Here is a 24,880-nt window from a genome sequence, read left to right as displayed (position 1 = left end):
ACAGCGCCGGAGGCGAACCGTGAGTCGACCCCGCATAGTGATCGTCGGTGCCGGCTTCGCCGGATACCGCACGGCCCAGACCCTGTCCCGGCTGGCCCGTGGCCGCGCCGAGATCGTCCTGCTCAACCCGACCGACTACTTCCTGTACCTTCCGCTGCTGCCGCAGGTCGCCGCCGGCATCCTGGAGCCGCGCCGGGTCACCGTGTCCCTCTCCGGCACGCTGCCGCACGTGCGGCTGGTGCTCGGGGAGTCCGACCGCATCGACCTCGACGCGCGGCAGGTGCACTACACCGGACCCGAGGGCGAGGGCGGCACCCTCTCCTACGACCGGCTGGTGCTCGCGGCCGGCAGCGTCAACAAGTTGCTGCCGATCCCCGGTGTCGCCGAGCACGCCCACGGCTTCCGCGGTCTGCCCGAGGCCCTGTACCTGCGGGACCACGTGACGCGCCAGGTGGAGCTCGCGACCGCCACCGACGACCCCAAGACCTGCGCCTCCCGCTGCACCTTCGTCGTGGTCGGCGCCGGCTACACCGGCACCGAAGTCGCCGCGCACGGGCAGCTGTTCACCGACGCGCAGGTCAGCAGGCACCCGATGAGGACCGGGATGCGGCCGCGCTGGATCCTGCTGGACATCGCCGACCGGGTGCTGCCCGAGCTGGACGAGCGGCTCTCCCGCACCGCCGACACGGTCCTGCGCGAGCGGGGCGTGGACGTACGGATGGGCACCTCGGTGAAGGAGGCCACGCACGACGGAGTGCTGCTGACCGACGGGGAGTTCGTCGACACCAAGACCCTGGTGTGGTGCGTGGGCGTGCGCCCCGATCCGCTCGCCGAGTCGCTGGGGCTGCCCATGGAGCGCGGCCGGCTCCTCGTGGACCCGCACCTGCAGGTGCCGGGCCGCCCGGAGGTCTTCGCGTGCGGTGACGCGGCGGCGGTGCCCGATCTGGAGAAGCCGGGGTCGTACACCCCGATGACCGCGCAGCACGCCTGGCGTCAGGGCAAGGTGTGCGGGCACAACATCGCCGCGTCGTTCGGCGACGGTGAGCGGCGCGCCTACCGGCACAAGGACATGGGGTTCGTGGTGGACCTCGGGGGCGTCAAGGCCGCCGCCAATCCGCTCGGCGTGAACCTTTCCGGGGTGGCGGCGGGCGCGGTCACCCGCGGTTACCACCTCGCCGCGATGCCGGGCAACCGGGTCCGGGTGGCCGCCGACTGGCTGCTCGACGCCGTACTGCCGCGCCAGGCCGTCCAGCTGGGACTCGTACGATCCTGGTCGGTGCCGCTGGACACGGCGTCCCCGGAACTGGCACGGGTGCCGGGCAGGCCGGAGCGGGGGCAGGCAGGGGCGTCGGCGGCCGGGGAGTCCGCGAAGAGTGGGTCGGGTGGTGAGCCTGCCGGAAACCAGCCGGGTGGTGAGCCTGCCAGGAACCAGCCGGGTGGTGAGCCTGCCGGAAACCAGCCGGGTGGTGAGCCTGCCAGGAACCAGCCGGGTGGTGAGCCTGCCAGGAACCAGCCGGGTGGTGAGCCTGCCAAGAATCAGCCGGGCGGTGAGCCCGCCAAGAATCAGCCCGGTGGTGAGCCCGCCAAGAACCAGCCCGGTGGGTCCGCCGGGGAAGAACCCGCCGTCACGCCGCCGCCCGACCAGCCGCCGCCCGGTCCGGATGTCGCGCCCGGACCCGTCAGGCGCACCGACCGCTTTACCGAAGGAGACTCATGAACACCGGTGAACTCGTCGAGCTCGGCCAGCAGCTGCGCGTGGACAGCGTCCGTGCCGCGGCCGCCGCGGGCTCCGGGCACCCCACGTCGTCGATGTCGGCGGCGGACCTGATGGCCGTCCTCTTCGCCCGTCACTTCGCCTACGACTTCGGGCGCCCCGACGCCCCGTCCAACGACCGCTTCATCCTCTCCAAGGGCCACGCGTCGCCCCTGATGTACGCCACCTACAAGGCGGCCGGTGCCATCGACGACGAGGAACTGCTCTCCTTCCGCGACGACGGCAGCCGTCTCGAAGGGCACCCCACGCCCCGGCAACTGCCCTGGGTCGAGACGGCCACCGGCTCGCTCGGCCAGGGCCTCCCCGTGGGCGTCGGCATCGCGCTGGCCGGGAAGCGGCTGGACCACGCCGGCTACCGGGTGTGGGTGCTGTGCGGCGACAGCGAGCTCGCCGAGGGATCGGTGTGGGAGGCGGCCGAGCACGCCTCGTACGAGCACCTGGACAACCTCACGCTGATCGTGGACGTCAACCGGCTCGGCCAGCGCGGCCCCACCCGGCACGGGCACGACCTCGACGCCTACGCGCGCCGGTTCCAGGCCTTCGGCTGGCACACCGTCGAGGTCGACGGGCACGACGTGGACGCCGTCGACCGTGCCTACGGAGAGGCCCTGTCCACCCGGGGCCAGCCCACCGCGATCCTCGCCCGCACCCTCAAGGGCAAGGGCGTCGCATCGGTCCAGGACCGCGAGGGCCTGCACGGCAAGCCGCTGCCGGAGGCCGAGGACGCCGTCGCCGAGCTCGGCGGCCCGCGGGACCTGCGCCTGGACGTGCGGCAGCCGTCATCCGACGGAGCCCGGCCCGCCCGGCCCGCCGAAGAGCCCGTCCTGCCCCGCTGGGACAAGGGCGACGAGGTGGCCACCCGCAACGCCTTCGGTGAGGCGCTGGCCGCCCTCGGCACCGCCCGCGGCGACGTCGTCGTCCTCGACGGCGAGGTCGGCGACTCCACACGGGCCGAGTTCTTCGCCAAGGAGCACCCCGAGCGCTATATCGAGTGCTACATCGCCGAACAGCAGATGGTCGCGGCGGCGGTGGGCGTGGCGGCCCGCGGCTGGACCCCGTACGCCTCCACCTTCGCGGCGTTCCTCACTCGCGCCCACGACTTCGTCCGCATGGCGTCGGTCAGCGGCTCCGGCATCAACCTCGTCGGCTCGCACGCGGGCGTCGCCATCGGCCAGGACGGCCCCAGCCAGATGGGCCTGGAGGACCTGGCGATGATGCGCGCGGTGCACGGTTCGACCGTGCTGTACCCGTGCGACGCCAACCAGACCGCCCGGCTGGTCGCCGCGATGGCCGGCCTCGACGGCATCCGCTATCTGCGCACCTCGCGCGGCGAGAGCCCGGTGATCTACGGTCCCGACGAGGAGTTCCCGGTCGGCGGCAGCAAGGTGCTGCGCTCCTCCGGCCGCGACCGGCTCACCCTCGTCGCCGCGGGCGTCACCGTGCCCGAGGCACTGGCCGCCGCGGACGCCCTGGCGGCGGAGGGCATCGCCGTGCGGGTGATCGACCTGTACTCGGTGAAGCCCGTCGACCGCGAGACCCTGCGCACGGCCGCCGAGGAGACCGGCTGCCTGATGACCGTGGAGGACCACCATCCGGAGGGCGGGCTCGGCGACGCGGTCGCGGAGGCCTTCGCCGACGGACGCCCCGTACCGCGTCTGGTGCGGCTGGCCGTGCGGAACATGCCGGGTTCCGCCTCCCCGGACGCGCAGCTGCACGCCGCCGGCATCGACGCGGAGTCGGTCGCCGCTGCCGGCCGGCTGCTGGTGGGGGAGGCGGTCGTGTCGTGAGCGACGAGCGGTCGCGCACCGTCCGGGCCGGCCGTCGCTCCGTGGAGATCCGCCGGCATGACAAGGTGCTCTTTCCCGGCGGCCGGGACACCGAGGAGTACACCAAGAACGACCTCGTCGACTACCACCGCGCCGTCGCGCCGTTCATGCTGCCGCACCTGCGCGGCCGCCCGCTGATGCTGGACCGGCGCCCGGACGGCATCGACGGCCCGGCGTTCATGCAGAAGAACACCCCGGACGGCTATCCCGACTGGATCACCCGGGCCGAGGCCGCCAAGGAGGGCGGCACCGTCACGCACACCGTGTGCGACGACACCGCCACCCTCCTCTTCCTCGTCGACCAGGCGAGCATCACCCTGCACCGCTGGCTGTCCCGCACCGACCGGATCACCCGGCCGGACCGGCTGGTCTTCGACCTCGACCCGCCCGGCGACGACTTCGGGGCGGTCCGGGAGGCGGCTCGGCTGCTGGGGGAGCTGCTGGACGAGCTGAAGCTGCCCTCGGCGCTGATGACCACCGGTTCCCGGGGGCTGCACGTCATCGTGCCGCTGAACGGCGAGAGCGACTTCGACGACGTGCGCGACTTCGCCCGCGAGGTCGCCGACACCCTCGCCGACGCCCACCCCGACCGGCTCACCACCGCCGCCCGCAAGAAGGATCGCGGCGACCGGCTCTACCTCGACGTGCAGCGCAACGGCTACGCGCAGACCGCGGTCACCCCCTACAGCGTCCGCGCCCTGCCCGGCGCCCCCGTCGCCACGCCCGTCTCCTGGGACGAGCTGGACGACCCGGCGCTGAATGCCCGCCGCTGGACGGTCGCCGACGCCGTGGAGCAGGCCCGCACCGACCCCTGGGCCGGCCTGCTGCGCCGGGGACGGGCCCTGGGCCCCGCGCGCCGCCGGCTGGCGGCACTGCGGGGCTGAGCGCCGGGGGCCGAGCCGCACCCGCTGAGGGTACGGAGGTTTGGCGAACAGACTTGCGGCCACACGGAGGGGGAGGTGGCCATGTCGAACACGAAGAACGCCGAAGAGCCACAGGGTTCACAGGACGCACAAGAGTCCCAGGGGGCCCGTGGCTCACAGCAATCCAACAAGACCACGGAGAACAACAGAACCACTCGCCGGCCGAGCCCGATGGAACTGCTGCGCCAGGCGCGCGGCCAGCTCGCGGAACTCACCGGGATGGAAGTCGAGTCCGTGTCGTCCTTCGAGCAGACGGAGGAGGGCTGGTCCCTCGAGGTCGAGGTTCTCGAGCTCGAGCGGGTGCCCGACACGATGAGCCTGATGGCGAGCTACCAGGTCGAGCTGGACCCCGACGGCCAGCTGACCGGGTACCGGCGCGTACGCCGCTACGAACGCGGGCGTGCCGACGCGCACAGGTCCGGCGGCCGCTAGGACGCCCGACCGGGCCCGACCCACCGGCGGCAAGTCCCGACCCTCACCCACCGACAAGAAGGAGGAAAGACCGGCATGACAGTCGTACCGGCACAACAGACCGGCGGCGGAGGCGGCAGCAGCGGTCTCTACGACGTGCTTGAGCTTGTTCTGGACAGGGGGCTCGTCATCGACGCATTCGTGCGCGTGTCCCTGGTCGGCATCGAGATCCTCAAGATCGATGTGCGGGTCGTCGTCGCCAGCGTCGACACGTACCTGCGCTTCGCCGAGGCCTGCAACCGCCTCGACCTGGAGGCCGGGCCCCGCAAGAGCCCGGGCCTGCCGGAGATCGTCGGCGAGGTCACCGAGTCCGGCGCCCGCGGCAAGTCCAAGGGGGCGCTGTCCGGCGCCGCCGAGACCGTCTCCGACGCCTTCAAGCAGGCGCGTGACGGCGGTTCCGAGCGTGAGACGGAGTCCCGTCCGCGAGCCCGTAAGAGCACCTCGGCGCGCCGGAAGGAGGAGCAGGAGTGAGCACCTACATCTACGGCGTCACGGCGACCTCGCACCCCGGCCTGCCCGAAGGCATGGGAGGCGTGGGCGACCCGCCGCTGCCGGTGCGCGTCCTGCGGGAGGGTGAACTGGCGGCCCTGGTCAGCGACGCCCCCGAGGGGCTGCGTCCCAAGCGCAGGGAACTGCTCGCCCACCAGAACGTGCTCAGCGAGGCCGGCGCGGCGGGCTGCGTGCTGCCCATGCGGTTCGGCAGCGTCGCCCCGGACGACGACGCCGTCACCGCCGTCCTCGCCGAGCGCGCAGAGCACTACCGGGAGCGGCTGCAGGCCCTGGACGACCGGGTCGAGTACAACGTCAAGGCCAACCACGTCGAGGAAGCGGTCCTGCACCACGTGATGGCCGGCAACCCGGAGATCCGCGCCCTCGCGGAGGCCAACCGGCAGTCGGGCGGCGGAAGCTACGAACAGAAGATCCAGCTCGGCGAGATGGTCGCGAGCGCCGTCAAGGCCAAGGAGGCCGAGGACGCGGTCGCACTGGAACGCATCCTGGAACCGGCGGCCGACGCGGTGAGCGTGGGCCCCGAGTCCACGGGCTGGCTCGCCAATGTGTCCTACCTGGTCAAGCGGGAGACGGCGGAGGAGTTCCTGGCCGCGGTGGAGCAGGCCCGCACGGAACTGCCCCACCTCGAAGTGCGGCTGAACGGCCCTCTGCCTCCCTACAGCTTCGTCGAGCCCGGTCCGGCCGAGCCGGCGGGCACCGCGGCCGGTGGGACGGAGACCGGAGCGGGGTGACGACATGGGCCTGATCTCGGAGGTGTTCCTGCTGCCGTTCGCCCCGGTGCGCGGCAGCGGGTGGGTCATCCGGCAGGTGCTCCAGGAGGCGGAGCGCATCTACTACGACCCTTCCACCATCCGTGCGGAACTGGCCCGCCTCGAGGAGCAGCTGGAGGCCGGAGAGATCACCGAGGAGGAGTTCGACCGGCAGGAGGACGAACTTCTGGACCGGTTGGAGACCGCAACGCGCACAGGCGCGGGTACAGGGGACGGGACGGCACAACGATGAACCGAATGGGACTGGGCCTCGCGATCGGGGCCGGATATCTCCTCGGACGGACCAAGAAGCTGAAGATGGCGGTCGCCGTCGGCGGGCTGGTGGCGGGCAAGAAGCTGAACCTCAGCCCCCGCATGGTCGCCGAAATGGTCAACCAGCAGCTGCGGGACAACCCGCAGTTCAAGGAGCTCGGCGACCAGCTGCGCGGCGACCTGCGCGGCGTCGGCAAGGCCGCGTCCGGCGCGCTGGTGGAGCGGCAGCTCGGCTCGCTCGCCGACCGGCTGCACGGCCGTACCGCCGCGATGCGCGACGAGCTGACCGGCGGCGGCGCGCGGGAGCGCGAGGAGCCGGACGAGGATACCGACGACGCACCGCAGGAGCGGGAGCGCGAGCCGGACGACGAGCCCGAGCCGGGGCAGGAGGAAGGCGGGAAGGAGCGGGCCCCGGAGCGGACGGCGAAGAAGGCCGCGAAGAAGGCGCCGCCGCAGAAGGCCGCCGCGAAGAAGGCAGCTCCGGCGAAGAAGGCCGCGGCGAAGCGGACGCCCCCGGCGAAGAAGACGGCCGCCAAGAAGACCGCGGCCGCGTCCCGGGGCGGCCGCACCCGCACCTCGAAGGGAGGCGGTGAGCGATGACCGAGACCCTCGGAAGGGCCACGTCCGCCGCGCGTGACGGGGCGGACGGGGCGACCAAGAACCCCCTTGCCGACGTGGCCCACAGCGAGGCCGCCGACCGGCTCAAGGCCGAGGTGCAGGACTACCTCGCGGCACAGGCCACCCGGCTGCTGAGCGGCCTCGGCCACAAGCTGGGCGAGACCACGAACAAGCTCAACGACATCGCGGAGGGCAACAGCCCGGGCTTCGCCAAGCTCGCCGCCGACGGCGGACGCAAACTGGCCGAGGGCAAGGGCCCGTTGCGCAGCGCCGTAGAACTGGGCGCCTCGAGCGCCAAGGACAAGGTGAAGGGCGCCTTCAAGGGTCTGGGCGGCGGCAAGGGCAAGCGCAAGCGCTCCTCCGGCAACAAGCCCACCGTGATCATGGAGCACATCGACGTCGGGGTCCCGCTGCGCACGGCCTACGACCAGTGGACCCAGTACCAGGACTTCAGCACCTTCGCCAAGGGCGTCAAGAGCGCCAACAAGAGCGACGACACCACGTCCGACTGGCAGGCGAAGATCTGGTGGTCCAACCGCAGCTGGAAGGCCACGACCACCGAGCAGGTCCCCGACGACCGCATCGCCTGGTCCTCGGAGGGCGCCAAGGGCACCACGAAGGGCGTCGTCTCCTTCCACCGCCTCGGTGACAACCTCACCCGGGTGCTGCTGGTCATCGAGTACTACCCGTCCGGCCTGTTCGAGAAGACCGGGAACATCTGGCGCGCCCAGGGCCGCCGCGCACGCCTGGACCTGAAGAACTTCGCCCGCTTCATCACCATCAAGGGCGAGGCCGAGGACAGCTGGCGGGGCGAGATCCGCGACGGCGAGGTGGTCCGCAGCCACGAGGACGCGCTGGCGGAGGAGGAGGAAGCGGAGTCCGGGGAGCCCGGTGAGGACGAAGGCCCGTCCGACGAGTACGACGAGAACGGGGAGTCCGAGAACCAGGAACCCGCCGACGAGTACGAGGACGACGAGGAACCCGCCGACGACTACGACGACGAGGAAGAGCCGGCCGACGAGTACGAGGACGACGAGGAACCCGCCGACGACTACGACGACGAGGAAGAGCCCGCCGACGAGTACGAGGAGGACGAGTACCCGGAGGAGGAGTACGAGGACGAGGCCGGCACCGAGGCCGATGAGCCCGCTGCCGAGGACGAGCGTGCCGAGAGCCGGAGCCGCCCATGACCACGCCCAGCCGGCTCCCCGAGCCGTACGGCCAGGGCAGCGGGGCCAATCTCGCCGACATCCTGGAAAGGGTGCTGGACAAGGGCGTCGTGATCGCGGGTGACATCCGCATCAACCTGCTCGACATCGAGCTGCTCACCATCAAGCTGCGTCTGGTCGTCGCCTCCGTCGACAAGGCGAAGGAGATGGGGATCGACTGGTGGGAGTCCGACCCGGCGCTGTCCTCGCGCGCCCGTCGTGACGAACTGGCGAGGGAGAACGCGGAACTGCGCGAGCGGCTGGCCCGGCTGGAGGAGCTGGAGCCCCGCCGCGCACAGGAGGAGAGCCCGTGACGGGACTGCGGTACGTCTACGCGGTCTGCCGGCCCTTCGGCACGCCGCTCCAGGCCCAGCTGACCGGCGTCGGAGGCGACCCGCCCCGGCTGCTGCCCCACCACGGCCTCGTGGCGGTCGTCAGCCATGTGCCCGAGGCGGACTTCGCCGAGGAGCCGCTGCGCGCGCATCTGGAGGACCTCGACTGGCTGACCGCGGTCGCCCGCGCCCACCAGGGCGTGATCGACGCGCTCACCACCGTCACCACCCCGCTGCCGCTGCGCCTCGGCACCGTGTTCCGCGACGACAGCGGCGTACGGACGATGATGCAGGCGCGGGAGGAGGGCTTCCTGCGCACCCTGGACCGGCTGGAGGGCCGGGTCGAATGGGGCGTCAAGGTGTACGTCGAGGCGGAGCGGGAGCCCGAGGCGTCCGCCGCGCCCGCGCCGAGGCCGGCGTCCGGCCGGGACTACCTGCGGCAGCGGCGCATGCGGACGAAGGCGCAGGACGACCTGTGGCAGCGGGCCGAGGCCTTCGCGACCCGGCTGCACGAGACCCTTTCCGAGAGCGCCGAGGACTCGCGGTTGCACGCGCCGCAGAATCCCACGCTCTCCGGCGCCTCCGGACGCAATGTACTCAATGCCGCGTATCTCGTTCCGCGCGCGAAATCCGAGGAATTCGTGGAGCGGGTGGACCGGACCAAGGACGGTGTTCCCGGAATACGCGTCGAACTCACCGGCCCCTGGGCGGCCTATTCGTTCGCCGGTGAGGAAACGACCGAGAAGGAGGGAACGTGACCGTCGTCGAACGGCGCGAAATAGCGCTGGTGGATCTGCTCGACCGGCTCCTGGCCGGCGGCGTGGTCATCACCGGTGACATCACGCTGCGCATCGCGGACGTCGACCTGGTCCGTATCGACCTCAACGCGCTCATCAGCTCGGTCAACGCGCAGGTTCCCTCCCCGTTCGAGGAGTCGCTGTGACGGCCGCCCCCGACGGCGACGGGCGCGTCGAGCCGCACGGAAGCCGGCGCAAGCGGCTGGACCTGGAACCCGACACGGTCGAACGCGATCTGATCAAACTGGTGCTCACCGTCGTGGAGTTGCTGCGCCAGCTCATGGAACGCCAGGCAGTGCGCCGGTTCGACGAGGGGGATCTGACCGAGGAGCAGGAGGAGCGGGTCGGGCTCACCCTCATGCTGCTCGAGGACCGGATGGCGGAACTGCGGGACCGGTACGGACTGCGGCCCGAGGACCTGAACCTGGACCTCGGGCCGCTCGGACCGCTGCTTCCCCGGGACTGACGTCCCGGGGAAGTCCCGTCACCTCACCACCGGTACCAGCGGCCCCTGCCCCCGCCTGCCGAGGTGCTGCGCATGAAGAATCCCAGCAGCCATACGATGAGGACCGCCAGGGCAATCCACCAGAGAACCTTTACCGCAAACCCGGCACCGAAAAGGATCAGCGCCAGCAGCAGAACGAGCAGAATGGGAACCATAATGTCAACCTCCTGACCTTCTGATTGCCCGGAAAACTCGATTCAGGCTTCCTTGCGGCAGAGAATTTCTCCGTGCAGCACGCTGAACCAGCCGTCCTCCCGCGCGCCCCATTCCCGCCACGCCGTCGACACCTCCCGCAACTGCTCCCGGGTGGCGTGGCCCCCCTCGACGGCGCGCTCCGCGTAGGCCGAGGCCACGGTGCGGTCCGCCCACAGGCCGCTCCACCAGGCCCGCTCGCCGGCGGTCGAGAAGGTCCAGGTGCCGGAGGTCGCCGTGATGTCGGTGAATCCCGCGGCGAGCGCCCAGGACTTCAGCCGCCGGCCGGCGTCCGGTTCGCCCCCGTTGGCCCGGGCCACCCGCCGGTACAGGTCCAGCCAGCGGTCCATGCCCGCCGACCCGGGGTACCAGGTCATCGCCGCGTAGTCCGAGTCGCGTACGGCGACGAAGCCGCCCGGTCGGGTCACCCGCCGCATCTCGCGCAGGGCCTGGACCGGATCGCCCACGTGCTGGAGCACCTGGTGGGCGTGGACCACGCAGAACGTGTCGTCCGGGAAGTCCAGGGCGTGCACGTCCCCCGTCGTGAAGCCGGTGTTCCCCAGTCCCCGTTCGCCGGCCGTCGCGCGGGCCTGTTCCAGGATCCCCGGCTCCCGGTCGAGTCCGGTGACGTGCCCGTCGGGAACGAGTGCCGCGAGATCGGCGGTGATCGTGCCGGGGCCGCATCCGATGTCCAGAATCCGCATGTGCGGCTTCAGGACCCCGAGGAGATACGCCGCGGAGTTCTCCGCGGTGCGCCAGGTGTGCGACCTCAGCACCGACTCGTGGTGGCCATGGGTATAGACGGCGGTCTCCCGCGCTTCCGGCATGCCGAACCCACCCCTTCCAGCTCTCGTAGGAGGGCACTCACGGTACGCTCGACGGCCGCATGATGAGACTTGGGTATCACATGGTGGTCACCGCGCTCTCCGGAAACCCGTTTGCCACCCGCGCCGGATCCCCCGCACAATCCCCACCATGGGCCACCTGGAAGCAGCACATCTGGAGTACTACCTCCCCGACGGGAGGGCCCTCCTCGGCGATGTCTCCTTCCGGGTGGGGGAGGGCGCGGTCGTCGCCCTGGTGGGGCCCAACGGCGCGGGCAAGACGACCCTGCTCCGCATCCTGGCCGGTGAGCTGAAACCGCACGGCGGATCCGTCACCGTCACCGGCGGCCTCGGCGTCATGCGCCAGTTCGTCGGCTCCGTACGGGACGAGACGACCGTGCGCGACCTGCTGGTCTCCGTCGCCGCACCCCGCATCCGGGACGCGGCCCAAGCGGTCGACCGGGCCGAGCACGCCATCATGACGGTCGACGACGAGGCCGCCCAGCTGCGTTACGCGCAGGCCCTCGCCGACTGGGCCGAGGCGCGCGGCTACGAGGCGGAGACGCTGTGGGACATGTGCACCACCGCCGCGCTGGGCGTCCCGTACGAGAAGGCGCAGTGGCGCCAGGTCCGCACCCTCTCCGGAGGCGAGCAGAAACGCCTGGTCCTCGAGGCGCTGCTACGCGGCACGGACCAGGTCCTCCTCCTCGACGAGCCCGACAACTACCTCGACGTACCCGGCAAGCGCTGGCTGGAGGAACGGCTCGAGGAGACCCGCAAGACCGTCCTGTTCGTGTCCCACGACCGCGAACTCCTCGCCCGTGCCGCCGGGCGCATCGTCTCCCTCGAACCGAGCCCCGCCGGCGCCGACGCGTGGGTGCACGGCGGCGGCTTCGCCACGTACCACGAGGCGCGCCGGGAACGCTTCGCCCGCTTCGAGGAGCTGCGCCGCCGCTGGGACGAGAAGCACGCCCAGCTCAAGAAGCTCGTGCTGACCCTGCGTCAGGCCGCCGAGAACAGCGCCGACATGGCCTCCCGCTACCGGGCCGCCCAGACCCGGCTGCGCAAGTTCGAGGAGGCCGGACCCCCGCCGGAGCCGCCGCGCGAGCAGAACATCACCATGCGTCTCAAGGGCGGCCGGACGGGAGTCCGCGCGATCACCTGCGAAGGGCTGGAACTCACCGGCCTGATGAAGCCGTTCGACCTGGAGGTCTTCTACGGCGAACGGGTCGCCGTGCTCGGCTCCAACGGCTCCGGCAAGTCGCACTTCCTGCGGCTGCTCGCCGGGGACGACGTGGCGCACACCGGCCTCCGGCGCCTCGGCGCCCGCGTCGTCCCCGGTCACTTCGCCCAGACGCACGCACACCCCGAACTGGAGGGCCGTACCCTCCTGGACATCCTCTGGAAGGAGCACGCCCAGGACCGGGGCGCCGCCATGTCCCGGCTGCGCCGCTACGAGCTCACCGGCCAGGCCGAGCAGACCTTCGAGCGGCTGTCCGGCGGCCAGCAGGCCCGCTTCCAGATCCTGCTCCTGGAGCTCCAGGGCGTCACGGCCCTGCTGCTCGACGAGCCCACCGACAACCTCGACCTGGAGTCGGCGGAGGCGTTGCAGGAGGGGCTGGAGGCCTTCGAGGGCACGGTCCTCGCCGTCACCCACGACCGCTGGTTCGCCCGCTCCTTCGACCGCTACCTGGTCTTCGGCAGCGACGGCCACGTCAGGGAAACCCCGGCCCCGGTCTGGGACGAACGCCGAGTGGAACGAGCCCGCTGACTCCAGCCCCCAGGGGCGCGGGGAACCGCGCAACGGGGGTCTGGGGGCGCAGCCCCCAGGGACGGGACGGGAAGGGGCGGCGGGGGCGAAGAAGAACTGGACACCCCCCCGCACCCGCACCCGCCCGGGATCACTTCCAGCGGAGCAAGGCCCCCAGCCCTCCGACAGGCGCATCCTCCGCACCGGCCCCGGACACCGCCACCGCCGGCGCGTCCGTGGCGACCGCCGACCGGATCAACGCGTCGTCCGCCCGCGCCGACCACGAGTTCTGCTCACCGAGCACCTTCAGCTCCGTGCGCCGCACCGCCAGCTGGTCCGGATCCTCACCGATCCACACCTCCCTGTGCGCGTCCGGTCCGTCCGGCCGGATCAGCAACTCGTCGATCCGGTGCTCGCGCGCGGCCTCGACCAGCGCCGGAACGCCCTCCACGGCACCCGACCGGCCCTCCTCGTCGGGGCTCCGGGCGGCCAGGAACCGCTCCAGCTCGTCGGCGGCACGGTCCTGGAGGTGCTCCTCGCGGATCCGCTCCACGTCCTCGTCCAGCAGCCTGCTGCCCGCGCCGTGCGAGGCCTCGACCACCAGGCCGTGCAGCCGCTGCGGCAGCCGCTCGCGCACCGCCCGCTGCTCCCGGTCGTCACCGACGAGGACGAGCAGGTCGGCCCCGGTCTCCTCCTGGGACACGGCGAGCGCGTCGGCGATCTCCGCGGCGTTGTGCTCCCAGGTGTTCTCCACCCGCAGCTGGAAATGGCGCTCCGACCAGTCGACGGAACCGGTCCGGTGCAGCGGCCACTGGCGCCCGGTGACGCCGCCGGCGTCGTCCCGGCCGAGCGCGCTGCGCAGCTCGAAGTCCGCGCCCTTGCGGTCGACGTAGGCGACGATGCACACCGGGTCCTCGCCCGCCAGCTCCAGCAGCGGCGCGACCCGCGGCAGCGGCGCCCACTCGGCCCAGTCGCGCTGCGGGGAGCGGGCCAGCGGAGGATCCAGCACCACCTTGCCGTCCCGGGCGAACAGGGCGCGGCCGTGCGGTTCGGAGGAGTGCCGCAGCTCCTCGAGCGCCCGCTGCACCGCCTGACAGGTCGCCTCGTCCGCCCCCTGGTCCGCGAGCTCCCGCGCCATCGCCCGGGCCGTCAGCTGCCGCTCCTCGGGGGTGTGCTCCGTGTGCCGGGAGGTGTCGACGTAGACGGAGGCCCAGGGGCCGGGACGTTCGTAGAGTGGATGCAGGAATGCGAGTTCCATGGCTCCCTCCCGGGTGCGTTTCGGGGTAGTGCTCGTGCCGCCGGGCGGGTACCCGGGCCGCATGGACGCACACGACGAGCGGGGCACCACGATGACCGGAGTCGAGCCGGACCACCTGGACGACCAGCAGCTCATGAAGGAGCTGGAGACCATCCACCGCACGCGCCACGACACGCTGCTGTACGGCTCCAACGACGCGCTGCGCACGCACAACGAGCGGATGGCACAGCTGGAGGGCGAGTATCTGCGGCGCAACCCGCGCCGCACGGTGGCCGCGGGCCGCACCCGTGAGGGAGCCCGCGAGCGCAACGCCGCGGACACGACCACACCCACCACACCGGGGACCTGAGCCCGGCACCGGACGCCCCGGCGCCCGGACCCCCGTACGCGCGAGCGGGGCCCGCGCGTACGCGAGCCCCGGCGCCGTGAGGCGTGCGGTGCGACCGGTGCGGTGTCAGGCCGCTTCCGCCTCGAACACCTCCAGATACTTCCCGCAGAACGCCTTCAGATCATCCGGCTTGCGACTGGTGACCAGCTTGTTGGGTCCGTGGTCGCACACCTTCACCTGCTCGTCGACCCAGGTGCCGCCGGCGTTGCGGATGTCGGTGCGCAGACTGGGCCAGCTCGTCAGCTCCCGGCCCCGGACGACGTCCGCCTCCACCAGGGTCCACGGTGCGTGGCAGATGGCGGCGACCGGCCGGCCCTGTTCGAAGAAGTCCCGCACGAACGACACCGCCTTGTCGTCCATGCGCAGGAAGTCCGGGTTGGCCACGCCGCCCGGCAGCACCAGTCCGCCGAAGGAGTCCGCCGACGTCTCGCCGACGACCTCCTGCACGGGGAAGGTGTCCGCCTTGTCGAGGTGGTCGAACGCCTGGATCTTGCCCGACCGCGTGGAGACCAGGACGGCCTCGTGGCCGGCGTCCACGGCGGCCTGCCACGGCTCGGTCAGCTCCACCTGCTCGACACCCTCGGGTGCGGTCAGAAATGCGATACGCATGATGGTCCTACGTCCCTTCGTCGGCTTTCGGCTGTTCTCGTCCGGTCACGCCGCTCGTGTCCGGCTCCGCGCGGCTGATGTCGGCCAGTGCGGATCCGGGATCCCGCGCCTCGGCCAGATCGCCGAGACTCACCAGCCCGACGGGCAGGCCGCCCTCGACGACGGGCACCCGGCGTACGGCGTGCTCCCGCATCAGGGCGACGGCCGCGGACACCGGATCGTCCGGGGCGAGCGTCAGCGGGTCGGGGGTGCACACCGACCGGACGCTCACGCCGAGGGGATCCGTGCCCTCGGCGACCGCCCGGACGGTGATGTCGCGGTCGGTGAGCACGCCGACCACCCGCTGACCGTCGGCCACCACCACGTCGCCGATGTTCTGGGCACGCATCAGCTGCGCCGCCTCGACGATTGAGGCGTCCGGGCGCACGGCGACCACGCCCGGAGTCATCACGTCCTTGATGAATGCGGCCATGAACTCCGTCCTCCGTCCGGCCCCGGCCGCCGGGGTGCCGCCGTCCGCCGCCCCGTGGGACGGCCACGACGCGGCACCCCGGGCGGGCCGGTCACGCGGTCTCCGTCTCCCGGGTCCGGGTCAGCGCCTCGGCCAGTTCCTGGACGCTGTCGTAGCGCGCCCGGCGCGGCAGCCGCTCCAGCGCCTCGATGAGGGCGTCGGGCGCGTGCCGCCGGTCCAGGGCGCGCATCAGCTCGCGCGGACCCGCGGGGAACGCCCCGCGGCCCAGGATCCTGGCCAGCTCCAGCCGCACCGACTCCAGTGACGTGGGGCCGCGGCCGGGTGTCACCGGGCCGTACGTGACCTCGGGGTCGTCGTCGGCGAACGGCTCCGGGTCGTTCCACTCCTCGGTGCGGGTGGGGTGCCCGGACCTCAGCAGACCCTGCAGTTCGTGCTTCATCTCGTCGTCACGGTGGACGCTGAGCCGGTCACTGCCTCGCTGCATGTCTCCCTCCAGATCCTTCGGGGTGCGCACCGCGTACCCGGGGAGCGCAGGCCGACACGGGCTTGCGGCGCCGGATCGTCACGGCCCGGGTTTGGCCCCCGGACGGTGGGAGACCCGGGGGGCACGCCCCCCACGAGCCACCTGGAAAGGACCGGCCATGGCGGTGCTCGCCCTGTTCATCCCACCCCTGATGCTCGGTGTGCTTCTGATGCTGGGCCGCTACGAGGATCTTCTGCTGCCGCCCGTCCGGGCCGAGGACGAACCGCGCGGGGAGACACCGCTCGGTGGTTTGGGACGGTGAGGCGGGGGCAGGGGGACAGACAGTGCTTCGGACAGGAGGCACGTCCGTGGCAGCGGCACGACGTCGCTCCGGGCGCCTGTCCCCTCAGTGCGCTCGGCCGCGGTGACCGTCCGTCCCCGAGCACTCCATGAGGGAGTTGCGACGCACATGCCGACCCGAGCGACCGCGAAGCACCATCCGCACGACGACGCCCCCGACACCGCGGCAGCCTTCCGCAGGCTCGCCGCGCTTCCCGACGGTCCGGAGCGCAACGCGCTGCGCGACGAGATCGTCGAGGCCTGGCTGCCCATGGCCCACCGCCTCGCCGGACGCTTCCGCAGCCGCGGCGAGAACTTCGACGACCTCCGCCAGGTCGCCGCGCTGGGCCTGGTCAAGGCCGTGGACCGGTACGAGCCCGAGCTCGGCAACGCGTTCGAGAGCTACGCCGTGCCGACCATCACCGGCGAGATCAAGCGGCACTTCCGCGACCACATGTGGACCCTGCACGTACCGCGCCGGGTCCAGGACCTGCGCAACCGCGTCCGGTACGCCTCACAGGACCTCTCCCAGACCATCCCCGGCCGCCGGCCGACCGTCGCGGAGATCGCCGAGCGCGCCCACCTCAGCGAGGAGGACGTCCGCACCGGTCAGGAGGCGCTGGACAGCTTCAGCGCGCTGTCCCTGGACGCCGAACTGCCTGGCAGCGACGACGGCTACTCGCTGGGCGACGCCATCGGGGCTCCGGACCCGGCGCTGGACACCGTGGTCGACCGCGAAGCCGTCAAGGACGGTCTTGCCGCACTCCCGGAACGGGAGCGGGCCATCCTCTACATGCGTTTCTTCGACGACATGACCCAGAGCGGCATCGCCGAGGAACTCGGTATCTCGCAGATGCACGTCTCCCGCCTGATCAGCCGCTGCTGCGGCCGGGTACGCGACGAGGTCATGCGCGACACCGACGAGTAGCGGCGCCGCCGCCGACGCGGTCCGGTCCGGTTGTCGCCGTGCGGGCCGGTTGTGCGCGCAGCCCGGCGCTTGCGGAATGCCTCCCCTCGCTCGGGACCGGAAGCCCACCGGGGAGGCACGACTGCCCGCGGCAGGCGGAGGAGCGTGCGGAGGTGGGGCGGGCCCGCTTGTGGGGCCGGGCTGCCGGGCCGGTGAGAAGGGTGGGCGGGGTGGTGCGCGCCGCGGTGCTTCACCCGGGTGGGTGTGCCGGTGACGCCAATGGTGTCCGGCCGCGCGCGGCCGGGCGGCGGGCGGGCTGTGATGGCTGTGGGGCAACCGAGAGCCTGCCCCCGCCGTCGCTCGAAGGAGCCCGCACCATGCGTCGCACCGCCCGTGCCCTGTCCCTCGCCGCCGTCGCCGGAACCCTCCTCGGCGCGCTCGTACCGGCCGCGTCCGCGGGAACGGCCCCCGGCAGCGGCCCGTCGTGGGGCACCGCCTCCCAGTCACCCTGTCCCGAACCCGGGGGACACGGCTGGGACGGCCACGCCCCCCAGGGCAGCTCTCCGGGCCCCGCCCGGCCGGAGGCCTCGAAACCCGGCGCTCCGGCACTCGACGCCCTGGAACCGGACGCCCTGGAACTGGAGACCCTCGGGCAGGGAACGCTCGAGGAGGAGATCCTCGAGCCGGACGCGGCCCTCCCGGAGGGCACCGCCCTGGACGAACTCGTTCCGGACGCTGCTCCCGAGGAGGATGCCGGGATCCCCGCCCCGGGACCCGAGGCAAACGAATCGAAGGCCCTGGAGTACAAGGCCAACGAGTCGAAGACCGCCGGGCCGACGACCGTCCCGCCCAAGCCGGTCGAACCCAAGCCGGTCGAACCCAAGCCGGACGAACCGAAGCCGGTGGAGCCCAGGCCCACCGCGACCAAGAGCCCCCACTGCGCCCCCACACCCCCCGCGCACCAGGGCGTCCACGCGGGCGGGGGCGGAGCCTTCACCGACTCCGTGCCCGCACTGGCCGCCGGCGGTCTGCTCATCGCGGGCGCGTTCGGCGCCGCCGCCCACCGGCTGTACCGGGACCGCACGCCGCGGACGGACGCCTGACGTCCGTGGTCCTTCCACCGGCCCGTCAGCGCCCGTGCCGTGAGCCGCACGACCCGGCCGGGACTCATGGCACGCGGCACTCTGGGTACTGACTGGCCGAGGGACGGCACGAGCGGATGCCGGGGCACCGGGCCGCCAGGGACTGCGGAGGTAACGATGCTGCGGACGGATCCGGAAGGCCACGGCCCCGTCCGCTTCGGGCCGCCCGACCCCGAGGACGGGCTCCCCGTCCTGCCCGAGCTGTCCGCCGTCCTGGCCGCGGCGGCCTCCCGGGCCGGCGCCGAGCCGGTCGGCGGCGGCACCGCACTGCTGGAGGCCGCCTGCGGCTACGGCGACCGGCGCGGACTTCCCGCCGTCCCCGACCGGGTGGCCGTCGCCCCCGGTGCCCCCGCCCTGCTGGTGGCCCTGACCGCGGCCATCGGCGGCGACGTCCTGGTGCCCAGACCCTGCGCCGCGTGGTGGGCCCCCTACGCCCGGCTGCTGCGCCGGCCCGCCTTCCATGTGCCGACCCCCGCCGAGAGCGGCGGCGTACCCGATCCCTACGCGCTGCTGGAGACCGTGCGCCGGCTGCGGGCCGAGGGCGGCGACCCGCGTCTGCTGGTGCTCTCCGTCGCCGACGACCCCACCGCCACCGTCGCCCCGCCCGAGCTGCTGCACGAGACCGTGGAGGCCGCCGTCTCCGAAGGGCTGCACCTGGTCAGCGACGAGACCTGGCGCGACACCCTGCACGACCCCCACGACACCGTGCTGCTCAGCCCCGCCGAGATGCTGCCCGAGCGGGTCACCGTCGTCACCGACCTGGTCGGCGCCCTGCTCCCGCCGGGCTGGCCCGCCGCGGTGGCCCGCTTCCCGGCCGGCGATGAGGGCCACGCGCTGCACGCGCGGGTGCTCGACGTGCTCACCGCGCTCGACGCGCGCGTCGCCGCCCCCGTCGCCGCCGCCGCGGTCTACGCGCTGTCGGAGCCCGAACCGGTCACCGCCCGCGTCGCCGCCGGCGTGCGCCTGCACGCGAGCCTCGCCGACGCCGCCCACCGCGCCGTCGTCGCCGCCGGTGCCCTGTCCCGCCCCCCGCGCTGCGGCCGGCACCTGTACGTCGACCTCACCCCCCTGGCACCGGCGCTCACCGCGCACGGCGTCGGCGACGCCCAGGAACTGGAGGACTTCCTCGGCGCCCGGCTCGGCATGCCCGCGCCGGGCGGGCACCGTTTCGGCGACGAGCTCGAGGCACCGCGCGTGCGGCTGTCCACCGCCCCCATGCTGGGCGGCACCCCCGAACAGCGTGCGGAGTGCCTGCGTGCGCCCGACCCCCTGGAACTGCCGCAGGTGCGACGCGCGTTGACCCATCTGACATCGGTCTTCGACGATCTCCGTGACGACGCCCGGCGATGGGAGTCCCCCTGATGACGCAGCGGCCCGGGTCGACCAGCAGAGCGACCACGACCACAGCCTCCGACGAGACCGCACCGGACTCCGACACCCCCGCCGCCGCGCGCCCGCACCCCGCGCCGGCCGAGCCCCGCCCGCTCGCCGAACGCCGGATGTGGCCGCGCACCTTCCACGACCGGCTGACGGCCCCGCTGCCCGGCCTCAGGGCCTTCGCCCGCTTCGCCCGCGAGGGCGCCGTACGCCCCACCCGCGACGGCCTCGCCGGCATCCCCAGGCTGCCCTACGAGCCCGGCCCGCTGCCCCGCGTGGACGCCCGCACGGTCGCCGTCACCTGGGCGGGACACGCCAGTTGGGTCCTGCGGATCGGAGGGCTCACCGTGCTCACCGACCCGGTGTGGTCCCGCCGCATCCTCGGCACCCCGGCGCGCGTCACGCCCGTCGGCGTCGCCTGGGAGGCCCTGCCGCGCGTGGACGCGGTCGTCGTCAGCCACAACCACTACGACCACCTCGACGCCCCCACCCTGCGCCGGCTCCCGCGCGACACCCCGGTGTTCGTGCCCGCCGGGCTCGCCCGCTGGTTCCACCGCCGCCGCTTCACCCGGGTCACCGAACTCGACTGGTGGGAGGCCGCCGAACTGGACGGCGTGCGTTTCGACTTCGTACCGGCCCACCACTGGTCCAAGCGCACCCTCACCGACACCTGCCGCTCCCTGTGGGGCGGCTGGGTGCTCACCGACCGCGAGGGCCGGCGCGTCCACTTCGCCGGCGACACCGGCTACGGCCACTGGTTCTCCCGCATCGGCCGCCGCTATCCCGGCATCGACCTCACCCTGCTGCCCATCGGCGCCTACGACCCCCGCTGGTGGCTCGCCGACGTCCACTGCGACCCGGAGGAGGCGGTCCGCGCCGCCCAGGACCTCGGTGCGCGCCGCATGGCCCCCATGCACTGGGGCACGTTCATCCTCTCCGCGGAGCCGGTCCTGGAACCCCTCGTCCGGGTCCGCGCCGCGTGGGAGAAGGCGGGGCTGCCGCGCGAGGACCTGTGGGACCTGCCGGTGGGCGCCTCCCGGGTGCTCCGGTGACCGCGGGCGGAGTCAGCCCGCCGTCGGCCCCCGCATCCGCCGCCACAGGCTCGGCGCCGCGCTGATCAGCACGGTCAGCACGATCGCCGCGAGCACGCCCTCCCACGGCTCCGCGAACAGCGACCCGCCGAGGATGCCGATCAGCTGGTACGTCACCGCCCAGGCCAGACAGGCGGGCAGATTGCCGCGCACGAACCGGCGCATCGGCCACTCGGCGACCAGGCAGGCCAGCATCACCGGCAGCCGCCCGGCCGGCATCAGCCGCGACAGCACCAGCACGGCCACCCCGTGGTCGGCCAGCTTCTGCTGTGCCTGCCGCAGCCGGTCCTCCGGGGCGCGCTGCCGGATCGCCTCCAGCCAGCGCGAGCCGTTCCTCGACTTCATCCCGCGCCGCCCCAGCCAGTACAGCGCCACGTCCCCGAGGAACGCGGCCAGCGACGCGGTCACGAAGACCAGCGCCATCGAGAACGGCGCCGTCCGGTGGAAGGCGACCACGGCCGCCGAGCTCACCAGCGCGCCCGTCGGCACCACCGGCACCAGCGCGCCGATCAGCACCAGCAGGAACAGCGAGGGATAGCCGATCGCCTGCTGGGTGGACTCGGGCGCCACGACCGGTATGAACGCCGACGAGGCCGCCGACGGCAGGGACGCACCGGCCGCCTGACTCAGGGCGGCGGGAAGGATCACCGCGCGACCTCCAGGCGCACGCTCTCCCCGTGCCCGAGCCGGTGCACGGCCGCTCCGGGGGCGTGCCGGGCCGCCAGGCGCTCGAACTCGTGGCCCGGCGCGTGGAATTCGTGCGGGCGCACCGCGTCCATCCCGATCGGCCAGTACGTGCCGTAGTGCACCGGCACCGCGCTGGGCGCCCCCAGCCGGCCCAGCGCCTCGACCGCGCGCCCCGCGTCCAGATGACCCTCGCCCAGGTAGGGGCCCCAGCCGCCCACCGGCAGCAGCGCCACGTCGACCGGCCCGACCTCCTTGGCCATCTCGTCGAAGAGACCGGTGTCACCGGCGAAGTACGTCCGCGCCTCGCCCTCGAGGACATAGCCGAGGGCGGGGGAGCGGCGCGGCCCGACCGGCAGCCGGCGCCCGTCGTGCCGCGCGGACACGACCCGTACGACCAGCCGGCCCACCTCGATCGCGTCGCCGGGCGCCACCTCGCGCACCCCGAGGTGCGTGAGCCGGCGCAGCCCCGGCACCGCGCGCCCGGCGCCCCGGGGCACGAACAGGCGCGTACCCGGCGCGAGCCGGGCCAGGGACGGCACATGCAGATGATCGGCGTGCAGATGGGAGACCAGCGCCACGTCCGCGTGCCGGGCCTCGGCGGGCGGCACCGCACCGCGCCGGCGCCGCAGGTGCGCGAGCCGGCGGGCGAACAGGGGGTCGGTGAGCACGCGCGTGTGCGAGTCCTCGACCGTGCAGGTGGCGTGACCCCACCACGTGACCTCCACCGGCACCCCTTCGCCTCCTTCGTGCGACTCCCCGAAGCCTACGTGCAGGAGTAGGGTCGGCGGCGAAACCGGAGGTGAGGGGGGACGCCATGGGGCCGGTGCGGGTGACGGCGATCGCGAGTCTGACGCCGCTGGAGGAACTGGACGCCGATCCCTTCCTGGTGGACGCCCGCAGCCAGCACGCCATGTGCGCCCGCTGGGCCGCCGAGCACGGATATGTGGTGGCCCGGGAACTGCTCGTGCGAGGGCTGCGGCCCGACCACTGCATGCTGTGGGAGGGCGTACGGCCCGGCACCGATCTGTTCGTGGCTCCCAGTCTGCGGGTACTGGAACGTGCGCTGTCCTCCGTGGAGGAGTTCACCGCCGAGTGCGCGCGGCGCGGGGTGCGCATGGAGACGGTGGGCCGCGCGGAACCGTCGTACGACGCGACGATGAAGGCGCGGGTGCACCGCAGGCTGTCGATGCCGACCGCCGGCTACGACGGGCGCTGAGCCGCCCACGGCCCGCGCGGCCGGGGACGAAACGCCTGCTCCGGCCGTTGTGACAGGGTGGATACGGGTCGGACCGGCCAGGACGTGAGGTGTACGGGGCGTGGGTGGCGGGCGTTGGCGACGGGTCGCCAGTCAGATCGGGCGGAGTGTCGCCGTGTGGGCGGTCTCCACCCTCACCATGCTGCTGCTCGCCGGGATCCTGCCGGACTTCCGGCTGCGCTCGGCCGACGGCGACAGCGCCACCGACATCGCCGTCACGGCCGCCCTGGGCGCCGGCGCCTTCGGTCTGCTGTCCGCGCTCGTCTGGCCACTGCTGGTGCGGCTCCTGCTGCTCGTACCGGCGCTCGTCCTGGGCCTGCTGGTGTTCTTCCTCAACGGCGCCCTGCTCTGGCTGGCCCTGTACGTCAACCCCGTCGAGCGGGGCTCCGCCGCGCCGGAGACGGCGGTGGTGGTCGCCGCGGTCATGTCCGCGGTCGCCTCCGCCACGGGCGCCGCCCTCGCCGTACGCGACGACGACGCCTACCGCCGTCGGCTGTACCGCCTCGCCGACCGCCGCCGGGGCTCCGCCCCGCCCTGCCCCACCACGCCCGGCACCGTCTTCGTGCAGCTCGACGGCGTCGGCCACGACGTCCTGCTGGACGCCGTCGGTAAGGGGCTGATGCCCACCGTCGCCCGCTGGCTCGGCACCGGCACCGCCGGCGACCGGCCCAGCCACCGCCTCACCCCCTGGCGCACCGACTGGTCCAGCCAGACCGGCGCCAGCCAGCTCGGCATCCTCCACGGCAGCAACCACGACGTCCCCGCCTTCCGCTGGTACGAGAAGGCCCGCCGCGAGGTCATGGTCTGCAACCGGCCCACCAGTGCCGCCGAACTCCAGGCCCGCGCCATCGAGTACTCCGGCCACGCGGGGCTGCTGGCCCACGACGGCGCCAGCCGAGGCAACCTGTTCAGCGGCGGCGCCGACGAGCAGGCCCTCGTGCTGTCCATCGCCACCCGCCGCCGCGGCCCGGCCGCCCGCTCCCGCGCGGGCTACTTCGCCTACTTCTCCGACCCCGCCAACGCCGTGCGCACCGCGCTGTCCTTCGTCGCCGAGGCGGGCCGCGAGATCGGCCAGTCCACCCGGGCCCGGATCCGGGGACAGCGTCCGCGCGTCTCGCGCGGCGGGCTCTACCCGTTCGTTCGGGCCTTCGCCACCGTCGTCGAACGGGACGTCGTGGTGGCCGCCGTGACGGGCGACCTGCTGGCCGGCCGCACCGCCGTCTACGCGGACCTGGTCGCCTACGACGAGGTCGCCCACCACTCCGGACCCGCGAGCCGCGACACGGAGAAGGTCCTCCAGCGCCTCGACCGCGCCCTCGCCCTGATCGAGAACGTCGCCGAGCACGCCCCCCGCCCGTACCGGATCGTCGTCCTGTCCGACCACGGGCAGAGCCCCGGCGAGACCTTCCGCTCCCGTTACGGCCTCACCCTCGGCGACCTGGTGCGGGCCGGCTGCGGACTGCCCGTGCCGCGCCGCGCCCGGCGCACCCACAGCGGCGCGGAGGCCCGCGCCGCCGTCCGGGCGGCGCTGCGCCGGCCCGTCGAGGAGGGCGCCGAGCACTACCGCCCCTCCCGCGGCTCCGAACCCGTCGTGCTCGCCTCCGGCAACCTGGGCCTGGTCTCCTTCCCGGACGTGCCGCACCGGATGACCAAGGAGGAGATCGACGCCCGCCACCCCGCGCTGCTGCCGACCCTCGCCAACCACCCCGGCATCGGCTTCCTCCTGGTGCGCAGCGAACGCCACGGCGGGGTGGTGCTCGGCGCGTACGGCGCCGAGATCCCGCTGGAGGAGCTGGACGACAACCCCGGGCCCCTCACGGCCTTCGGGCCCGGCGCCGCGGACGTCGTACGACGCACCCACACCTTCCCGCACACCGCGGACATCATGGTCAACTCCTTCCACGACCCGGCGGACGGGGAGGTGCTCGCCTTCGAGGAGCAGATCGGGTCCCACGGCGGCCTCGGCGGCGCCCAGTCCCGCCCGTTCCTGCTGTCCCCCCTCACCCTGTCCCCACCGGCCGTCGGCCGCGCGGAACTCGCCGGCGCCGAACAGATCCACCGGGTCCTGCGCCGCTGGCTCACGGAGTCCGACGAGGCGGAAGCGGCCGCGGCCCCGGACCGCAGGCGCGCGGCCTGAGCG

General features: G+C 73.2%; 30 protein-coding genes. 22 read left to right on the top strand and 8 right to left on the bottom strand.

Annotated features, from left to right (window positions below; all coding sequences use genetic code 11):
* The first annotated feature begins 19 nt into the window (after positions 1 to 19).
* The 13 genes from ACZ44S_RS03130 (at position 20) to ACZ44S_RS03070 (ending at position 9,947) form a co-directional block, all read left to right on the top strand.
* Positions 20 to 1,717 carry an NAD(P)/FAD-dependent oxidoreductase gene (locus tag ACZ44S_RS03130; RefSeq protein WP_466923956.1) on the top strand — a complete coding sequence of 566 codons (1,698 nt, stop codon included), beginning with the start codon at positions 20 to 22 and terminating at the stop codon, positions 1,715 to 1,717.
* Entirely contained in the window at positions 1,714 to 3,561 is a 1,848-nt protein-coding gene (locus ACZ44S_RS03125; protein WP_466923953.1) for a transketolase, read from the top strand. Before ACZ44S_RS03130 ends, ACZ44S_RS03125 begins: the two co-directional genes overlap by 4 nt.
* Positions 3,558 to 4,484, top strand: coding sequence for a non-homologous end-joining DNA ligase (gene ligD / locus ACZ44S_RS03120; protein ID WP_466923950.1), 927 nt, complete (start codon positions 3,558 to 3,560; stop codon positions 4,482 to 4,484). Before ACZ44S_RS03125 ends, ligD begins: the two co-directional genes overlap by 4 nt.
* An 81-nt stretch (positions 4,485 to 4,565) precedes the next feature.
* Entirely contained in the window at positions 4,566 to 4,955 is a 390-nt protein-coding gene (locus tag ACZ44S_RS03115; RefSeq protein ID WP_466923948.1) for a gas vesicle protein GvpO, read from the top strand.
* Between the two features lie 75 nt (positions 4,956 to 5,030).
* Complete coding sequence (locus tag ACZ44S_RS03110) at positions 5,031 to 5,465, top strand: gas vesicle structural protein GvpA (protein ID WP_190163856.1); 435 nt, start codon at positions 5,031 to 5,033, stop codon at positions 5,463 to 5,465.
* Positions 5,462 to 6,235, top strand: coding sequence for a GvpL/GvpF family gas vesicle protein (locus ACZ44S_RS03105; protein WP_466923945.1), 774 nt, complete (start codon positions 5,462 to 5,464; stop codon positions 6,233 to 6,235). Before ACZ44S_RS03110 ends, ACZ44S_RS03105 begins: the two co-directional genes overlap by 4 nt.
* A 4-nt stretch (positions 6,236 to 6,239) precedes the next feature.
* Entirely contained in the window at positions 6,240 to 6,506 is a 267-nt protein-coding gene (locus tag ACZ44S_RS03100; RefSeq protein ID WP_466923942.1) for a gas vesicle protein GvpG, read from the top strand.
* Entirely contained in the window at positions 6,503 to 7,126 is a 624-nt protein-coding gene (locus tag ACZ44S_RS03095; RefSeq protein WP_466923940.1) for a DNA primase, read from the top strand. The genes ACZ44S_RS03100 and ACZ44S_RS03095 overlap by 4 nt, the downstream gene beginning before the upstream one ends.
* Positions 7,123 to 8,334 (top strand): SRPBCC family protein, encoded by a 1,212-nt coding sequence (locus ACZ44S_RS03090; RefSeq protein ID WP_466923938.1) that lies wholly within the window; start codon positions 7,123 to 7,125, stop codon positions 8,332 to 8,334. The genes ACZ44S_RS03095 and ACZ44S_RS03090 overlap by 4 nt, the downstream gene beginning before the upstream one ends.
* A complete protein-coding gene (locus ACZ44S_RS03085) occupies positions 8,331 to 8,666 on the top strand; it encodes a gas vesicle protein (protein WP_466923935.1) in 336 nt (111 codons plus the stop codon). Before ACZ44S_RS03090 ends, ACZ44S_RS03085 begins: the two co-directional genes overlap by 4 nt.
* A complete protein-coding gene (locus ACZ44S_RS03080) occupies positions 8,663 to 9,442 on the top strand; it encodes a GvpL/GvpF family gas vesicle protein (RefSeq protein ID WP_466923933.1) in 780 nt (259 codons plus the stop codon). The genes ACZ44S_RS03085 and ACZ44S_RS03080 overlap by 4 nt, the downstream gene beginning before the upstream one ends.
* Positions 9,439 to 9,627, top strand: a complete 189-nt coding sequence (locus ACZ44S_RS03075; protein WP_190163863.1) for a gas vesicle protein — start codon at positions 9,439 to 9,441, stop codon at positions 9,625 to 9,627. Before ACZ44S_RS03080 ends, ACZ44S_RS03075 begins: the two co-directional genes overlap by 4 nt.
* Positions 9,624 to 9,947: a gas vesicle protein K gene (locus tag ACZ44S_RS03070; RefSeq protein WP_466923929.1), complete on the top strand. Its 324-nt coding sequence runs from the start codon at positions 9,624 to 9,626 to the stop codon at positions 9,945 to 9,947. The genes ACZ44S_RS03075 and ACZ44S_RS03070 overlap by 4 nt, the downstream gene beginning before the upstream one ends.
* 23 nt (positions 9,948 to 9,970) lie before the next feature.
* Here the strand turns inward: ACZ44S_RS03070 and ACZ44S_RS03065 are convergent, their stop codons facing one another.
* A complete protein-coding gene (locus ACZ44S_RS03065; protein WP_073931265.1) occupies positions 9,971 to 10,141 on the bottom strand; it encodes a hydrophobic protein in 171 nt (56 codons plus the stop codon).
* Positions 10,142 to 10,183: 42 nt separating this feature from the next.
* On the bottom strand, positions 10,184 to 11,005 hold the full coding sequence (locus ACZ44S_RS03060; protein ID WP_466923925.1) for a methyltransferase domain-containing protein: 822 nt from the start codon (positions 11,003 to 11,005) through the stop codon (positions 10,184 to 10,186).
* A 148-nt stretch (positions 11,006 to 11,153) separates the two neighbouring features.
* Here ACZ44S_RS03060 and ACZ44S_RS03055 point away from each other — a divergent pair, with 148 nt between their 5' ends.
* Positions 11,154 to 12,773 carry an ABC-F family ATP-binding cassette domain-containing protein gene (locus ACZ44S_RS03055; RefSeq protein WP_466923922.1) on the top strand — a complete coding sequence of 540 codons (1,620 nt, stop codon included), beginning with the start codon at positions 11,154 to 11,156 and terminating at the stop codon, positions 12,771 to 12,773.
* A gap of 130 nt (positions 12,774 to 12,903) precedes the next feature.
* Here the strand turns inward: ACZ44S_RS03055 and ACZ44S_RS03050 are convergent, their stop codons facing one another.
* Entirely contained in the window at positions 12,904 to 14,010 is a 1,107-nt protein-coding gene (locus tag ACZ44S_RS03050; protein ID WP_466923920.1) for a baeRF2 domain-containing protein, read from the bottom strand.
* 61 nt (positions 14,011 to 14,071) lie between these two features.
* Between ACZ44S_RS03050 and ACZ44S_RS03045 the strand changes: the two genes are divergently transcribed.
* Positions 14,072 to 14,359: a DUF6158 family protein gene (locus tag ACZ44S_RS03045; protein ID WP_466923918.1), complete on the top strand. Its 288-nt coding sequence runs from the start codon at positions 14,072 to 14,074 to the stop codon at positions 14,357 to 14,359.
* A gap of 105 nt (positions 14,360 to 14,464) precedes the next feature.
* Here ACZ44S_RS03045 and ACZ44S_RS03040 read toward each other — a convergent pair whose 3' ends face one another.
* The 3 genes from ACZ44S_RS03040 to ACZ44S_RS03030 form a co-directional block, all read right to left on the bottom strand.
* Positions 14,465 to 15,007 (bottom strand): type 1 glutamine amidotransferase domain-containing protein, encoded by a 543-nt coding sequence (locus tag ACZ44S_RS03040; protein WP_466923915.1) that lies wholly within the window; start codon positions 15,005 to 15,007, stop codon positions 14,465 to 14,467.
* A gap of 7 nt (positions 15,008 to 15,014) precedes the next feature.
* Positions 15,015 to 15,479 carry a CBS domain-containing protein gene (locus tag ACZ44S_RS03035; RefSeq protein ID WP_466923912.1) on the bottom strand — a complete coding sequence of 155 codons (465 nt, stop codon included), beginning with the start codon at positions 15,477 to 15,479 and terminating at the stop codon, positions 15,015 to 15,017.
* A 91-nt stretch (positions 15,480 to 15,570) separates the two neighbouring features.
* Positions 15,571 to 15,963, bottom strand: coding sequence for a DUF2795 domain-containing protein (locus tag ACZ44S_RS03030; RefSeq protein WP_466923909.1), 393 nt, complete (start codon positions 15,961 to 15,963; stop codon positions 15,571 to 15,573).
* A 157-nt stretch (positions 15,964 to 16,120) separates the two neighbouring features.
* On the opposite strand from ACZ44S_RS03030, the gene ACZ44S_RS03025 reads away from it, so the two are divergent.
* From ACZ44S_RS03025 to ACZ44S_RS03005, 5 genes are all read left to right on the top strand, one after another.
* On the top strand, positions 16,121 to 16,264 hold the full coding sequence (locus ACZ44S_RS03025; RefSeq protein WP_466923905.1) for a hypothetical protein: 144 nt from the start codon (positions 16,121 to 16,123) through the stop codon (positions 16,262 to 16,264).
* Between the two features lie 147 nt (positions 16,265 to 16,411).
* Positions 16,412 to 17,209: an RNA polymerase sigma factor SigF gene (locus ACZ44S_RS03020; protein ID WP_466923902.1), complete on the top strand. Its 798-nt coding sequence runs from the start codon at positions 16,412 to 16,414 to the stop codon at positions 17,207 to 17,209.
* Between the two features lie 356 nt (positions 17,210 to 17,565).
* On the top strand, positions 17,566 to 18,291 hold the full coding sequence (locus tag ACZ44S_RS03015) for a hypothetical protein (protein ID WP_466923900.1): 726 nt from the start codon (positions 17,566 to 17,568) through the stop codon (positions 18,289 to 18,291).
* Positions 18,292 to 18,447: 156 nt separating this feature from the next.
* Positions 18,448 to 19,692, top strand: a complete 1,245-nt coding sequence (locus ACZ44S_RS03010) for an aminotransferase class I/II-fold pyridoxal phosphate-dependent enzyme (RefSeq protein WP_466923897.1) — start codon at positions 18,448 to 18,450, stop codon at positions 19,690 to 19,692.
* A complete protein-coding gene (locus tag ACZ44S_RS03005; RefSeq protein ID WP_466923894.1) occupies positions 19,692 to 20,759 on the top strand; it encodes an MBL fold metallo-hydrolase in 1,068 nt (355 codons plus the stop codon). The genes ACZ44S_RS03010 and ACZ44S_RS03005 overlap by 1 nt, the downstream gene beginning before the upstream one ends.
* 12 nt (positions 20,760 to 20,771) lie before the next feature.
* On the opposite strand, the gene ACZ44S_RS03000 is transcribed toward ACZ44S_RS03005, so the two are convergent.
* Positions 20,772 to 21,404 carry a DedA family protein gene (locus ACZ44S_RS03000; protein WP_466924375.1) on the bottom strand — a complete coding sequence of 211 codons (633 nt, stop codon included), beginning with the start codon at positions 21,402 to 21,404 and terminating at the stop codon, positions 20,772 to 20,774.
* Between the two features lie 38 nt (positions 21,405 to 21,442).
* Entirely contained in the window at positions 21,443 to 22,216 is a 774-nt protein-coding gene (locus ACZ44S_RS02995) for an MBL fold metallo-hydrolase (RefSeq protein ID WP_190163877.1), read from the bottom strand.
* Between the two features lie 83 nt (positions 22,217 to 22,299).
* Here ACZ44S_RS02995 and ACZ44S_RS02990 point away from each other — a divergent pair, with 83 nt between their 5' ends.
* Both ACZ44S_RS02990 and ACZ44S_RS02985 read left to right on the top strand, forming a co-directional pair.
* Positions 22,300 to 22,701, top strand: coding sequence for a hypothetical protein (locus tag ACZ44S_RS02990; protein ID WP_466923891.1), 402 nt, complete (start codon positions 22,300 to 22,302; stop codon positions 22,699 to 22,701).
* Between the two features lie 100 nt (positions 22,702 to 22,801).
* Entirely contained in the window at positions 22,802 to 24,877 is a 2,076-nt protein-coding gene (locus ACZ44S_RS02985; RefSeq protein ID WP_466923888.1) for a phage holin family protein, read from the top strand.
* The last annotated feature ends 3 nt before the right edge of the window (positions 24,878 to 24,880 follow it).

It is taken from the genome of Streptomyces malachitofuscus (assembly GCF_055571035.1).
This window is presented reverse-complemented; position numbering and strand designations above follow the sequence as displayed.

Excerpts from the sequence above, each read along its gene's own strand:
- ACZ44S_RS03110 (WP_190163856.1), top strand. The coding sequence starts at position 5,031 with ATGACAGTCGTACCGGCACAACAGACCGGCGGCGGAGGCGGCAGCAGC.
- ACZ44S_RS03005 (WP_466923894.1), top strand. The coding sequence starts at position 19,692 with ATGACGCAGCGGCCCGGGTCGACCAGCAGAGCGACCACGACCACAGCC.
- ACZ44S_RS03055 (WP_466923922.1), top strand. The coding sequence starts at position 11,154 with ATGGGCCACCTGGAAGCAGCACATCTGGAGTACTACCTCCCCGACGGG.
- ACZ44S_RS03020 (WP_466923902.1), top strand. The coding sequence starts at position 16,412 with ATGCCGACCCGAGCGACCGCGAAGCACCATCCGCACGACGACGCCCCC.
- ACZ44S_RS03060 (WP_466923925.1), bottom strand. The coding sequence starts at position 11,005 with ATGCCGGAAGCGCGGGAGACCGCCGTCTATACCCATGGCCACCACGAG.
- ACZ44S_RS03085 (WP_466923935.1), top strand. The coding sequence starts at position 8,331 with ATGACCACGCCCAGCCGGCTCCCCGAGCCGTACGGCCAGGGCAGCGGG.
- ACZ44S_RS03090 (WP_466923938.1), top strand. The coding sequence starts at position 7,123 with ATGACCGAGACCCTCGGAAGGGCCACGTCCGCCGCGCGTGACGGGGCG.
- ACZ44S_RS03015 (WP_466923900.1), top strand. The coding sequence starts at position 17,566 with ATGCGTCGCACCGCCCGTGCCCTGTCCCTCGCCGCCGTCGCCGGAACC.
- ACZ44S_RS02990 (WP_466923891.1), top strand. The coding sequence starts at position 22,300 with ATGGGGCCGGTGCGGGTGACGGCGATCGCGAGTCTGACGCCGCTGGAG.
- ACZ44S_RS03035 (WP_466923912.1), bottom strand. The coding sequence starts at position 15,479 with ATGGCCGCATTCATCAAGGACGTGATGACTCCGGGCGTGGTCGCCGTG.
- ACZ44S_RS03045 (WP_466923918.1), top strand. The coding sequence starts at position 14,072 with ATGGACGCACACGACGAGCGGGGCACCACGATGACCGGAGTCGAGCCG.
- ACZ44S_RS03030 (WP_466923909.1), bottom strand. The coding sequence starts at position 15,963 with ATGCAGCGAGGCAGTGACCGGCTCAGCGTCCACCGTGACGACGAGATG.
- ACZ44S_RS03025 (WP_466923905.1), top strand. The coding sequence starts at position 16,121 with ATGGCGGTGCTCGCCCTGTTCATCCCACCCCTGATGCTCGGTGTGCTT.
- ACZ44S_RS03040 (WP_466923915.1), bottom strand. The coding sequence starts at position 15,007 with ATGCGTATCGCATTTCTGACCGCACCCGAGGGTGTCGAGCAGGTGGAG.
- ACZ44S_RS03125 (WP_466923953.1), top strand. The coding sequence starts at position 1,714 with ATGAACACCGGTGAACTCGTCGAGCTCGGCCAGCAGCTGCGCGTGGAC.
- ACZ44S_RS03095 (WP_466923940.1), top strand. The coding sequence starts at position 6,503 with ATGAACCGAATGGGACTGGGCCTCGCGATCGGGGCCGGATATCTCCTC.
- ACZ44S_RS03100 (WP_466923942.1), top strand. The coding sequence starts at position 6,240 with ATGGGCCTGATCTCGGAGGTGTTCCTGCTGCCGTTCGCCCCGGTGCGC.
- ACZ44S_RS03065 (WP_073931265.1), bottom strand. The coding sequence starts at position 10,141 with ATGGTTCCCATTCTGCTCGTTCTGCTGCTGGCGCTGATCCTTTTCGGT.
- ACZ44S_RS03115 (WP_466923948.1), top strand. The coding sequence starts at position 4,566 with ATGTCGAACACGAAGAACGCCGAAGAGCCACAGGGTTCACAGGACGCA.
- ACZ44S_RS03050 (WP_466923920.1), bottom strand. The coding sequence starts at position 14,010 with ATGGAACTCGCATTCCTGCATCCACTCTACGAACGTCCCGGCCCCTGG.
- ACZ44S_RS03010 (WP_466923897.1), top strand. The coding sequence starts at position 18,448 with ATGCTGCGGACGGATCCGGAAGGCCACGGCCCCGTCCGCTTCGGGCCG.